The sequence below is a fragment of the Natronorubrum halobium genome, assembly GCF_051351675.1.
In the GTDB taxonomy this organism is placed as follows: Archaea; Halobacteriota; Halobacteria; order Halobacteriales; family Natrialbaceae; genus Natronorubrum.
The window spans coordinates 907,714-920,356 of sequence record NZ_CP195595.1; the positions used below are offsets into that span (position 1 = coordinate 907,714).

The 12,643-nt window shown below is 65.0% G+C and carries 12 protein-coding genes; 6 read left to right on the forward strand and 6 right to left on the reverse strand.

All coding sequences use genetic code 11. The features are described from left to right. Window positions 1–6 precede the first annotated feature (6 nt). Window positions 7–279: a DUF7553 family protein gene (locus ACSFC7_RS04445; protein WP_436346551.1), complete on the forward strand. Its 273-nt coding sequence runs from the start codon at window positions 7–9 to the stop codon at window positions 277–279. 60 nt (window positions 280–339) lie between these two features. On the opposite strand, the gene ACSFC7_RS04450 is transcribed toward ACSFC7_RS04445, so the two are convergent. Then, complete coding sequence (locus ACSFC7_RS04450; protein WP_436346552.1) at window positions 340–975, reverse strand: rubrerythrin family protein; 636 nt, start codon at window positions 973–975, stop codon at window positions 340–342. Between the two features lie 188 nt (window positions 976–1,163). Here ACSFC7_RS04450 and ACSFC7_RS04455 point away from each other — a divergent pair, with 188 nt between their 5' ends. After that, complete coding sequence (locus ACSFC7_RS04455) at window positions 1,164–2,360, forward strand: polysaccharide deacetylase family protein (RefSeq protein ID WP_436346553.1); 1,197 nt, start codon at window positions 1,164–1,166, stop codon at window positions 2,358–2,360. Window positions 2,361–2,840: 480 nt separating this feature from the next. On the opposite strand, the gene ACSFC7_RS04460 is transcribed toward ACSFC7_RS04455, so the two are convergent. Beyond that, window positions 2,841–3,704, reverse strand: coding sequence for a sulfurtransferase (locus tag ACSFC7_RS04460; protein ID WP_436346554.1), 864 nt, complete (start codon window positions 3,702–3,704; stop codon window positions 2,841–2,843). A gap of 280 nt (window positions 3,705–3,984) precedes the next feature. Here ACSFC7_RS04460 and ACSFC7_RS04465 point away from each other — a divergent pair, with 280 nt between their 5' ends. Both ACSFC7_RS04465 and asnB read left to right on the forward strand, forming a co-directional pair. Next, on the forward strand, window positions 3,985–4,797 hold the full coding sequence (locus tag ACSFC7_RS04465; protein WP_436346555.1) for a sulfurtransferase: 813 nt from the start codon (window positions 3,985–3,987) through the stop codon (window positions 4,795–4,797). Window positions 4,798–5,048: 251 nt separating this feature from the next. Next, window positions 5,049–6,917, forward strand: coding sequence for an asparagine synthase (glutamine-hydrolyzing) (gene asnB / locus ACSFC7_RS04470; RefSeq protein ID WP_436346556.1), 1,869 nt, complete (start codon window positions 5,049–5,051; stop codon window positions 6,915–6,917). Between the two features lie 43 nt (window positions 6,918–6,960). On the opposite strand, the gene ACSFC7_RS04475 is transcribed toward asnB, so the two are convergent. From ACSFC7_RS04475 to ACSFC7_RS04490, 4 genes are all read right to left on the reverse strand, one after another. Beyond that, window positions 6,961–8,553 (reverse strand): sensor histidine kinase, encoded by a 1,593-nt coding sequence (locus ACSFC7_RS04475; RefSeq protein ID WP_436346557.1) that lies wholly within the window; start codon window positions 8,551–8,553, stop codon window positions 6,961–6,963. Window positions 8,554–8,571: 18 nt separating this feature from the next. Continuing rightward, entirely contained in the window at window positions 8,572–10,014 is a 1,443-nt protein-coding gene (locus tag ACSFC7_RS04480; RefSeq protein ID WP_436346558.1) for a dihydrolipoyl dehydrogenase, read from the reverse strand. A gap of 67 nt (window positions 10,015–10,081) precedes the next feature. After that, window positions 10,082–11,194, reverse strand: coding sequence for a YihY/virulence factor BrkB family protein (locus ACSFC7_RS04485; protein WP_436346559.1), 1,113 nt, complete (start codon window positions 11,192–11,194; stop codon window positions 10,082–10,084). A gap of 83 nt (window positions 11,195–11,277) precedes the next feature. Next, a complete protein-coding gene (locus ACSFC7_RS04490) occupies window positions 11,278–11,499 on the reverse strand; it encodes a type II toxin-antitoxin system HicB family antitoxin (protein ID WP_436346560.1) in 222 nt (73 codons plus the stop codon). Window positions 11,500–11,634: 135 nt separating this feature from the next. On the opposite strand from ACSFC7_RS04490, the gene ACSFC7_RS04495 reads away from it, so the two are divergent. Both ACSFC7_RS04495 and ACSFC7_RS04500 read left to right on the forward strand, forming a co-directional pair. Beyond that, on the forward strand, window positions 11,635–12,177 hold the full coding sequence (locus tag ACSFC7_RS04495; protein ID WP_436346561.1) for a winged helix-turn-helix domain-containing protein: 543 nt from the start codon (window positions 11,635–11,637) through the stop codon (window positions 12,175–12,177). Continuing rightward, entirely contained in the window at window positions 12,178–12,630 is a 453-nt protein-coding gene (locus ACSFC7_RS04500; protein ID WP_436346562.1) for a hypothetical protein, read from the forward strand. The last annotated feature ends 13 nt before the right edge of the window (window positions 12,631–12,643 follow it).

Genomic DNA, 12,643 nt, shown 5'->3' on the forward strand with positions numbered 1-12,643 from the left:
CGACGTGTGACCCGACCACAACTCGAGAACGCCGCTGCAACGCTTCAGGATGCCGCCGAGGCCGCGTCGGACGACGAGACGCGAGAGCGGCTGGAAAATCAGTCGCAACAGTTCGAAACGCTGGCCGAGGCTGACCGCGGCCCGGACCACGGCAAACTCGCGCGTCACGAACACGTGCTCACCGAAATCGCGGACGACGAAGGCGGCCCGGTCGCCAATCTCGTCACGGAGGCGCTCGAGTCGATCAAAGCCTACCGGGAGACCGTCGACGGCGTGTGACGACGCGTCTCGGCCGATCGCGGTAGCGCGTTTCGACTCGATCCAGACGATGAACTCCCGTCAGCAGACCGGCTTCGGATTCGCGCCCATCGCCTCGAGGTTCTCGACGTACTCGCCGTAGGCGGCTTCGATAGCTCCGCTCGCAGCTTCCCGGGCTCGCTCGCGGTCCTCGTCGCTCTCGCAGACGTCCTCGAGCAGGGTTTCGGCGCGCTCGAGTTGGTCGTCCAGATCGTCGCCGAACGCCCGGAAGACGCCGGCCGTCTGGGGGTCGGCGTCGCCGACGAAGTAGCCGACGACCTGTTCTTTCGAGCGCTTGCTCGCGAGGATTCGGCCGACGAACGCGCCGACGCGCTCGACCGTCGACTCGAGACCGCGCAGGTACTCGTGAAGCGCGGGGATCTCGCGCGGTTCGTACTCGTCGTCTCCGAGGTGATCGAGGACGGTCTCGTAGTGGTTCTGTTCTTCCGCGGCGGTGGCCTCGAACGCCTCGCGCGCGCCGTCGTGGGACTCGTCGTCGGCCCACTCGAGGAACGTCTCCCAGGCGGCGTGTTCAGCGTCGGCGGTCGCGCGGAGGACCGGTTCGGTGTCGATGTCGCCGCCGGTGTCGGCGTACAGCGACTTCGACGAACCGAGTCGGGAGAGCGCGGTCTGGTTGTCTTCTCGAACGGCGTCGAGGACGGCCTCGGAATCGGTCATGGTCGTTGGTTCGTTCGACCGGACTCGAGTTAGTAGTGTCGTGATCGGCGCGTTCCGGACCCCGATCCGAACTCGCGGCTGCGGGGACGGTAGTCGGTCCATTCCGGTCGATAGGCACCGGTTACTCACGAGTTCCGGATACTAACGTGGCCATAACAATCACCCCAAAGCGACTTTCCTCGATCGTAATGAAACGACGAACGTATCTCGCAACCGCGACGGCCGCGGCGGCTACGGTCGCTGGCTGTTCCGCCCTGACCGGTTCGGAAACCGACGAGGAGAACGGCAACGACGACGACGAGAACGGAAACGGATCGTCGGATCCGATCAACGAGGACCCCGGCTCGTTCGACGAGTTCGAGGACCTCTCGAAGTGGACGGTCATCGAAGGATCGCTCACCGCGGACGAAGACCGCGTCTACACCGGCTCCCAGTCCGCCCGGATGGACGCCGACGGCTCGGACGAGCGCATCATGATCAAACGCGAGTTCGATACCCCGCGCGACCTCTCCGACGAGCTCCCCGCGCTGGCGTTCGCGAGCGATCACGACGTGAATCCGGTCGTCCAGCTCACCGACACCGACGGCGACCGACTGTTGCTCCAGTGTGCGCTCCGTGCAGACGGGCCGTTCGCCCGCCACGATCTGGGCATCGTCGACACCGACGGCGACCCCGACCTGGGTTCGATCGCCCACACCAAGGTCTCCGTCTGGGCCGGCGACCGCGAACTGTCCCTCTGGTGTGACGACTACCACTTCGTCGAGCGACCCGAGACCGGGAAAGTGCTGCTGCAGTTCCCCGAGAGCACGCCCGACGTCGCGAACGATGCCGCCCCGCTCCTCGCGGAGTACGACGTCCCCGGGACGGTCTTCGTCACCACCGATTACGTCGGCGCGTCCGGCTACCTCGCCCACTCCGACCTCGAGTCCCTCCAGGACGACGGCTGGACCGTCGCCAGCGGCGGTGCCACCGGCACCGACCTCACGCAACACGACGCGGACCGACAGGAGGAGGAACTGAGCCGCGCCGCCGACTGGCTCGCGGACAACGGCTTCGACGACGCCTACCTCTCGTACGGGCTCAACCGATACGACGAGTCGGCGTTCGAACTCGCCCAAGAGTACCACGACATCGCGTTCGTCGGCGGCTACGCGGGCCACGGGCACCTCACCAACCCGCACCTCGCACCCCGCGCGACCAACCCCGATCCCGAGGAGGTCGAACAACTCCTCGAGTGGACCGCCGACCAGCGTCTGATCACAACGCTGTCCTACCGAAACGTCGGCGACTCGCTGACGCAACTCGAGGCGGCACTCTCGACGATCGAATCCGTCGACGTCGAGGTCGTCACGCCGGACGACGTCGCCTCGGATAACCTCCACTGATACCGCCGTTCGCTCACCGCTGCTCACGTGGCTCGTTTTTTGCCGTGAATCACTCTCGATAGCCGGCGGCTCGTAGGCGCGCTACCGGCGAACGATACGGTCCGTTCCCTGTTCTGGCGTCTCGATTTGCGTGCCGCTCGGCGACCGTGAGGAGAAATCGGCTGGGGAGAACGTGATACTCACCGCCGCCAGTGTGAGCAGGACACTCGCCGTTACTATTATTTCACCACAACTTCGATCGAGACATTTGCACGCGGACAGACTCGATTTGACTGATCTGATCGATTCGAACGATCCGAGTAGCGACTACTCGAGCGATCACTGAAAAAACGAACTTCCGCTACGAGACGGAGTTCGCTTCGCTCACTCCGCCTCGCCCTGCTCCGCCTCGAGGGCTCCTTCGCGCTGCTCAGTCGCCCTCGCCTGTTCCGCGGGTCGGCTTCGCCTCCCCGCTCCACTACGAGACGGAGTTCGCTTCGCTCACTCCGCCTCGCCCTTCTCAATCGGCGCGTTGACGAGATTACCCCACTCGGTCCAGGAGCCGTCGTAGTTGACGGTGTCCTCGTAGCCGAGCAGTTCGTGGAGCGCGAACCACGCGACGGACGAGCGCTCGCCGATGCGGCAGTAGGCGACGGTCGTCTCGTCGCCGTCGATGTCCTCGCCGGCGTAGAGCTCCTCGAGCTCGTCGCGCGTCTTGAAGGTGCCGTCGTCGTTGGTCACGGCGGCCCACGAGATGTTCTTCGCGCCGGGGATGTGGCCGCCGCGCTGGGCGGTCTCCTGAAGGCCTGGGGGTGCGAGAATCTCGCCGCTGAACTCCTCGGGCGAGCGAACGTCGACGAGCGGAACGCCGCGCTCGATCGCGTTCTCGACGTCTTCGCGGTAGGCGCGGATGCTCTCGCGCGGACCGGCGGCGTCGTACTCGGTCTCCGAGAAGTCGGGCTCCTCGTCTGTGGTCGGATAGTCGTTCTCGAGCCAGTATTCGCGGCCGCCGTCGAGCAGGTAGACCTCGTCGTGACCGTAGTACTTGAACTGCCAGTAGGTGTAGGCGGCGAACCAGTTGGAGTTGTCGCCGTACAGCACGACGGTGGAGTCCTCGCTGATGCCGTGGCTCCCGAGCAGGTCCTCGAAGTCCTCTTTGGCGAGGATGTCTCGAGTGGTCTGATCCTGCAGTTGGGTCTCCCAGTTGAACCCGATCGCACCGGGCGCGTGGGCTTCCTCGTAGGCTTCCGTGTCGACGTCGACCTCGACCAGCCGGAGGTCGGAGTCGTCGTCCTGGAAGTCGTCGAGTCGCTCTTCGACCCAGTCGGCCGTGACGAGCACGTCGTTGGCGTAGTCGTTTGCCATACGCGTCCGTTCGACGGGGACACACAAAGGGACTGCTTAACCGGTCAATTCGGACACCGATCGACTCTGCCGGAGATATTTGCCGCCGGATTCCGCGTCGGTTCTCGGTACCGTCCGTACGGGTGCGTCATTCGCCGGATTCGAAGGGGGTTTCGATATATTGGGATCTGTACAGGTCAGATTTCCCACCAAAAACAAGCAAGTGTTGCCACTGTCCCGGTAGCCACCGTTCGGCTCGAAACCGGTGCGTACTCGAGTCTCCGTTCCGAACGCCGGGGTAATGGAGGACTCCGTCGTCGTTTCCCCCGACTGGCTCGCATCGCGTCTGGACGATCCGCAGGTACGCATCGTCGACGTCCGCGATTCGTGGGAGTACGACGGCATCGGCCACGTTCCCGGTGCCGTCAGTATCCCCTTCGACAGCTACCGCGACGAGAGCGACGTCGACCGCGGGACGCTGCCCGGCGCCGACGCCTTCGCCGAACTGCTCTCCGAGGCCGGTATCAGCCCCGACGACACGATCGTCGCCTACGACGACACTCACGGCGTCTTCGCCGCGCGGTTCGTGCTCACCGCTCTCGAGTACGGTCACGACGACGTGCGCCTGCTCGACGGCGACTACAGCGCCTGGAACCGCGACTACGAGACGACGAGCGAGGTGCCGGAAATCGAGGCGACGACGTATGAGCCGTCCCCTCTCGCGCGCGACGAGAGCCCGCTGGTGGGTTTCGAGGCCGTCGAGGCGGCCCTCGAGCGAGACGCCGTCTTCGTCGACACGCGCGAGGAACACGAGTTCGAGGAGGCTCGGATCCCGGGTGCGGTCCGGTTCGACTGGCGCGAGGTCGTCGACGACGAAACGCGGCGACTGAAGCCGGCGGACGACCTCGAGGCCCTGCTCGAATCGTACGGAATCACGCCGGATCGCGAGATCGTTCTCTACTGTAACACCGCGCGACGGATCAGCCACACCTACGTCGTCCTCCGCGCGCTCGGCTACGAGACCGTCGCCTTCTACGAGGGGAGTCTCACGGAGTGGCTCGCGAACGACGGCGAGGTGGCGACCGGTCCGATCTCGGCCGCCGAAGACGCCTGATCGGTCCCGACCGGAACGGTAATCTATATAGATTTCTCCCGGATCCCGATTCAGTAGCCTCTCATATTCACCTGGCTATCGACGGTATCGTTCGTTTATGTCTCCAAAAACCGATCGTCGAGGACTCTTAGCCGGAGATACCGACGGACTCCCGTCGCAGTACACACACTGATCAATCGGGTTACGATACGTTTCGATTACCACTCAGTACGACAGTCATTACAAGGGAGGTATCCGCCGCTCGATAGCTCATGTGCGGCATCGTCGGTGCATATGGCTGGACTAATGACGAAACACTGTCGTCGATGCTCGATTGGATCGAGCACCGCGGCCCAGACGAGGAGGGATCGTATCTCGACCGCGATGCGGGGCTGATGATGGGTGCGCGGCGGCTCTCGATCGTCGACCTCGAGGGTGGCTCACAGCCGAAGTGGAACGAAGACGAGTCGGTGGGCGTCGTCTTCAACGGTGAGATCTACAACCACGCCGCGTTGCGAGAGTCGCTGTCTCGGAAGGGACACCGGTTCGAAAGCGAGTGCGATACCGAAGTGCTCGTCCACCTCTGGGAGGAGTACGGCGAGGAGATGGTGACCCATCTCGAGGGAATGTTCGCGTTCTCGATCTGGGACCGCGACGCGGACACCGTCTTCCTCGCTCGCGATCGGTTCGGCATCAAACCGCTCTACTACGGGGAGACGGACCGCGGCTTCGTCTGGGGCAGCGAACTGCCGGCGCTACTGATCGGCGGCGTCGATCGGACGATCGATCCGTCGGCCGTCTACAATCACTTCTCGCTCGAGTACACGCCGGCGCCACAGACCCTGCTGGAAGACGTCCGGAAGGTCGAGCCGGGACAGACGGTCACGATCGGGCCCGAGGGCGTCGAGACGCGGACGTACTGGTCCCTCCGTGACATCGAGACCGGGAGCGCCACGGGGTCGTTCTCGAGTCTGTCCGATCGACTGCGGACCCTGCTCGAACGCTCGGTCGAGAAACGTCTCATGGCGGACGTTCCGGTCGGCGCCTTTCTCTCGGGCGGGCTCGACTCCTCTGCGGTCGTCGGGATCGCCTCGGAGCTGAAAGACGACCCGCTCAAGACCTACTCCGTCTCCTTTAACGACGACAAACTCGACGAGAGCCGGGAGGCCCGACTCGTTGCGGACCATTTCGGAACCGACCACCACGAGGTCAACATCGACCTCTCGTCGATGGACCTCTTCGGCGAGATGATCCGGTATCTCGGGGAGCCGACCGGTCACCTCCAGATGCTGCCGATGTACGCGCTCTCCGAACGGGCGAGTCAGGACGTCAAAGTCGCGCTCGCGGGTGAGGGGTCCGACGAACTGTTCGCGGGCTATCCGTGGTACCAACACGTCCCCGAGCACAAACGGAAAGTGGACTTCATGCCGGAGTTCACCCACGACGTCGCCGGCGCCGTCGCGCAGGTGTCGCCCGTCGGCAACAAACACCTTCGCTACTACTCGGGGCTGAAGAACAACGAGGAGATGCTGTTGAGCCACGTCTGTGGCTTTACGACCTTCCGACCCGAGCCCGACGAGTTCCTCCGAACGGGGAAGACCGCCGAGACGTCGGGACTGCGGTCGAACGTCGACGAGATCACCGAACAGGTCGCGGATCCGTCGCTCGTGCAACACATGTCGGCCTACGAGACGAGCTACACGCTGCCGGACTACCACCTCTACAAGGCCGACCACATGAGTATGGCCCAGTCGCTCGAGTTGCGGGTCCCGTTCCTCTCGACCGAGATGGTGGAGTTCGCCCACTCGCTGCCGGTCCAGCACAAAGTGACCCAGAACGACGTCAAGCGGGTGCTCAAAGATGCCGTCGGCGACCTGTTGCCCGGCGAGATCATCGAGCGCAAAAAGATGGGGATGCGACCGCCCGTCGAAGACTGGTTCCAGAACGACCACAACGCGATCGAGACCTGGTTCACGCGCGAGAAACTCCGACGGACACCGTACGTCGACGCCGACAGAGCGACGGCGTTGCGAGAGGCTCACCGTCGCGGCGAGCAGTCGGTCGGCCGAACGCTCTGGATGATCCTCACGTACGTCGCGTGGTATCACACGATCGTCGACGACCAGCACGGCATCGTTTGAATTCGGACAGCCGACGGGACGGGGGCTCGTCACTCGGGAGCGATCACGCGGCCGACGTTTCGGCTCCGTCGGACGACGTTGCCGGCAGTGTAAACGCGAACGTCGCCCCCTCGTCGGGTTCGGAGTCGACCCAGATCTCGCCGCCGTGACGCTCGACGATGCGTTCACAGAGCGCGAGTCCGATTCCCGTTCCGGCGTGTTCCTCGTGGCTGTGCAGTCGCTCGAATACCTCGAAGACGCGCTCCGCGTCGTCGGGATCGATCCCGATCCCCTCGTCGCTGACCGAGATGGTCCAGTCCCCGCCCGTCCGCTCGGCGCTGACGCGGATCCGCGGCGGTTCGTCGCCGCTGTACTCGATCGCGTTCGAGAGGAGATTCTGGAACACCTGCCGTAACTGATCGGCGTCGCCCTCGACGCGGGGCAACGACTCGCTCGAGAGGTCCGCGTCCGTTTCCTCGAGCCTGAACTGCAGGTCGTCTCGGACGTCGTCGAGGACGGCGTTCAGGTCGATCGGCTCGAACGGACTCCCCCGCGTTTCCACCCGCGAGTACGCGAGCAGGCCGTCGATCATCTCCCCCATCCGCTCGGCACCGTCGACGGCGAACGCGAGGAACTCCTCGGCGTCCTCGTCGAGTTCGTCCCTGTACCGCTGCTCGATGAGACCGAGGTAGCTCGTGATCATTCGCAGGGGCTCCTGTAAGTCGTGGGAGGCGGTGTAGGCGAACTGCTCGAGTCGTTCGTTGGATTCCTCGAGTTTCCGCCGGTAGCGCTCGCGCTCGAGTTCGTAACTCACCCAGTTACCGAGTAGTTCGATGAACGTCACCTCCCAGTCGGTGAACTCCTCGGCTCGGGCCTCCATGTCGTAGAAGCAGAAGGTGCCGTACACCTCGCCGTCGACGGTGATCGGCGTCCCGAGATAACAGGAGATTCCCCACTCGGCGTTGCCAGCGCGATCGGCGAACTCCGGCGCGTCCACTTCGACGTCCTCCAGCACGAGCGTCCGTTCGGTGCTGACGACGTGTTCGCAGTTCGTCGCCTCCAGTGCAGTGGTGTCTCCCGCCTCGAGATCGGCGTCGGGTGGCGCGTCGACGCCCTCGAAGATGTACTCGCCGGCGTCCTCGTGAACGCGCGACAGCGTCGCGTACTCCGTCCCGATCGTCCGCCGAACGACGGCCAGCAGATCGTCGACCTGCTCGCGAAACGCTCGCTGGGGATCCGCGATGACCTCGTAGGCGTCGTGCAGCGCTTGCTCGCGTTTCTCCAGTCGCTCCTTCCGACGAACGCGGTCGGTGATATCCCGGAAGTATACCGTGAGCCCCGTTTCGGAGGGGTAGGCACGCACCTCGAGCCAGGCGTCGAGCGGCGCGTAGAACTCCTGGAACGTGACCGGGTCCTGGGTCTCCATCGCCCGCTCGTACTCGCGCTGGAACGGCGAGTCGACCGCGCCCGGAAACGCCTCCCAGATGGACGTCCCGAGTAACTCCGCCTCGGATCGCTCGAGTAAGTGCTCGGTCCGTTCGTTCAGGAACGTGAATCGCCACTCCTCGTCGAGCGCGAAGACGGCGTCGGTGATGCGCTCGTAGACCGCGGCTGACGAATCGGCGTCGGGTGGGTTCGACTCAGGCTGGTCCGTCATCTGGGTAGTTGGTGACGCTCATTCGTCGCTCACGTCCCGCCAGTCCGGCGCCGTCGAGTACCGACTCGAGGACAGTTCGTCGAACGCCGCGTACACGACCTCCGAGAGCGCCGGATGGACGTGGACCGGATCGGCGACGTCGTCGACGGTCCCCGAGCCGCTGTCCATCGCGACGACGACCTCCTGAATCAGCGTCGAAGCCTGCGGGCCGACGATGTGACAGCCGAGAACCTCGCCGTCGGGAGCGGCCAACACCTTCACGAGTCCGTCGTCGGCCTCGAGGATCATCCCGAGCGGCGCGGCGTCGAAGGGAACCGTCGCCGACTCGTACTCGGTGCCCGCCTCCTCGAGTTCGCTCTCCGTCCGTCCCACGCTGGCGACCTGCGGGCTGGTGAAGATGGCGTGGGGCATCGCGCTGTAATCGGGTTCCCGGTCGGCGCCGTCTACGACGTTCGCCGTCACGACCTTCGCCTCGTAGTCGGCCGCGTGCTTGAACGGCTGCTCGCCGACGATATCGCCCAGCGCCCAGATACCGTCGGCGGTCGTCTCGAGTCGGTCGTCGACCTCGACGTACCCTTTGTCGTCGGCGTCGACGCCCGTGGCATCGAGGTCGAGCGTGTCGGTGTTCGGTCGTCGGCCGGTCGCGACCAGCAGTTCGTCGGCCTCGAAGTCGACCGCGTCGCCGTCGTCATCGTCGTCGCTCGGCGCGGCCGTGACGACGACCCGGTTACCGTCCTGACTCACCTCGGCGGCCTCGTAGCCGGTGTACAGATCGCAGTACTTCGCGAGCGAGTCGGTCACGACCTCGCTGACGGCGCCGTCCTCCTCCGGAACGAGCGTCTCGCTGCGACCGACCATCGTCACGTCGGCCCCGATCGCGCCGAAGAAGTAGCCCAGTTCGGCCCCGATGTAGCCGCCGCCGACGATCACGAGTTCGTCCGGTCGGTCGTCCAGAAAGAGCGCGTCGTCGCTCGTGAGGAACTCGACGTCCTCGAGGCCGTCGATCGGCGGTACCATCGGTCGGCTCCCGACCGCGAGAACGACGGTCTCGCCCTGGACCTCGACGCTGTCGGCGTCGCGGTCGTTCGGGTCGACCTCGAGCGTGCGGTCGTCGACGAACCGGCCCTCGCCGCGGTAGAGCGTGAGATTGTCGGCGTCCTCGAGGCTCGATTCCTGTTTCTCCGCCTTCTCGTAGACCGTGTCGTGGATCGACGACGTGATCTCGCCGTAGTCGACGTCTCCCAACTCGGCCGCGATGCCGAACTCCTCGGTCCGCCGGACCTCCTCGACGACGTCGGCCCGGTGAATCAGCGCCTTCGAGGGGACGCAGCCCCGCGTGATACAGGCCCCGCCGAGCGGGCCGCGTTCGACGACGGCGGCCTCGAGGTCCGCTTCCGCTGCGGCAGTCGCGACCTGGCTGCCGGAGCCGCCGCCGATCACGACGATATCGTACGATTCCATAGCCGCAGTGACCACGAGCGAGCGCGTAAATCTGGAGCCTGCAAGTCGAGCGGACCTGCTGCTCGGATCAGGGATTGCGTTCGTCGACGGTCCGCCGTTCGGCGGCTTGTTCGGTCTCCTCGGGTGCGTTCCAGTGGAGTTCGATGCCGACGGTATCGTCGACGAACGGGATCGTCGTGCGCCGGCGGTCGGTGTCGATCCGGTCCGGCGGGGGAATCCGCACCGACTCCTCGTCGACGACGACCCGGACGTCGGTCGCGGTCGGGAGGCGCTCGCGGAGGTCGTCGATGGCCCGGACTGGATCGACGGGGTCGCCGTCGCGTCCGGAGTCGTTCGCGCGGTCCTCCTCGAGCGGGACGCCGCCCACGACGGGTCGGATCGAGACGTCCTCGCTCCGGTTCGAGAGCACGGCGTTGACGGCCGCGCCGACGAGGATGAGGAGGCCGCTGACGTACAGCCAGGTCATCAACACGATGATGCCGGCGAGCAGGCTGTTCTGGGCGTTCGTCGAGCCGTACTGGACGTACAGTCGGAACAGCGACTCCGCGGCGACGAGTCCAACGGCGGTGACGGCGACGCCCGGCAGCGCCTCCACGAGCGCCATGTCCTCCTCGTCGGGAAAGAGGTAGTACATCGGTACCAGCGCGACGCCGACGGCGACGACGAGGAAGAGCCGCTGTGCGACCCAGCCCGCGGTGCCACCGGAGCGACCGAACCCGCTGGGGGCGATCGATTCGATAGCGGCGACGACGCCGACGACGGCCGCCACCGAGATCAGCACGACGATCCCGTCACGGAACTGGTTGAGCAGCGTGTTCCGTGCCTGGGACTCGTAGATGTCCGAGAACGCCATGTCGAGGCTCCGGAAGATCCGCAACGCACCCCAGACGAGGGCGACGAGACCGAGCGCCGAGGCGCCGGCCGGCGTCGACTGGAGTTCTGCGACCAGTACGTCCGCCGCACCGGGCGTCAACGCCGACCGCGTGATCGAGACCAGCCCCTCCTCGAGGCTCCGGTTGCCGACGCTGCCGATGATCGCGAGCAAGAGCAAGAGCAGCGGCAGCAACGAGAGGAACGCGTTGTACGCGATGCTGCCGGCCATGAACGTGACCCGTTCGACCTTGAGCTCGTGAACGATCGCCCGCAGCACGGTTTCGATACGCTCTCGCCGAACTGTCATGGGTGCTGGTGAGTCCCCGGATCACATAACCGCTCCGTCTGGCGGAGGCGACGCGTGTACGTGATCTACACCTCACGCACCGCTCAGAGCCAGTCGTCGCCCGGATCGTCGTCGGTCGCTTCCCGGTACGATCTGACCGCCTCCGCGAGGTTCTCGAGGGCCGCTTCGGGCGTCTGACCCTGGCTCGAGACCCCGGTCACCTCGTCGTCGGCGATGTGGAGGCCGTGCTCGTTTTCGCGCATGGTGACGTCCGCGTCCTCGAGCGCCTCGTACTCCGAGGGATCCGCGTCTGCATCCGAACTCATACGTAGAGGTTGTTCGGGTCGGCTGAAATACTCACCGACGACGGCTGCGGTGTCATTGACACCCGAAGTGGGCACACTGTCCACACATATTTGCGATAACACACATATATTATCGGCGAGTGCGTATCGACGATCGTGACCGAGTTCGATCCAGTTCCGGATCAGGAGGCCGTCGACGAGGTGCGCCGGCGGTGGAGCGAGCGTACCGATACGTTCGACCGGGTCTACGACACTGCGCTCGGCGTGACGGAGCCGACGCCGTACACCGAGATCGCGTCGACCGCGGATTGCTCACCGAACGCGGCGAAAAAACACCTCGATCGCCTCGCCGAAATGGGTATCGTTCGAGCCGACCGCGACGCCAAACCCGCCCGCTACGAGCGCAACGACGGGTATCTGGAGTGGCAAGAGGCGAGTCGAATCGCGGAGGACCGGACGGTCGAGGAAATCATCGACCGCGTCGAGACGCTGGAAACCCGTCGTGACGAGTTCGTCGACCGGTTCGGGACCCCGGATCCGACCTCGGTCTCGGTCTTCGATCACGGCGACCACGACGAGATCCATACGTTGATGGTGCAACTCAGCGACTGGCAAGCCCTCGAGCGAGATATCCGTCTCTACGAACTCACACGCCAGATCGCACAAAACGACGGCCATCTCGTTCCGACTTCGCCATAGATGAGTGGTTCGTCCGATGACGTCCCTTCGTCGTCAGGACCACCGGATCGCCAGACGCTTCGGCTACTCGAGCGTCGACTCGCGAACGATCCACTCGTCACGAGAACCGAGTACCGTCCCGATAATGACGAACCACGCGTCTTCGAGGGACACGTCGACGCAGAACGGTACCCGCCGTCGATCGAGGCCGCTCGGCTCGACGTTCGGTGGTTCACGACCGGCGATTTCACGCTTCATTTCGTCGAGACGGCGGCTACTGGTGACCGCTGGGAGTGTCGATGGGATCGGCATCCGAACTCGCACAACTCACGGCTCCATTTCCATCGGCCGCCGAGCGGAAACGACATCGTGGATCTCGAATTACCGCCACCTCACCCGTTAGACGTCCTCTCGACGGTGCTGGCTGCCGTCGAAGGCCGGATCGAACGGGCGTGGAGCGAAGACGCGGCTTGATTTCCCGTCGCCC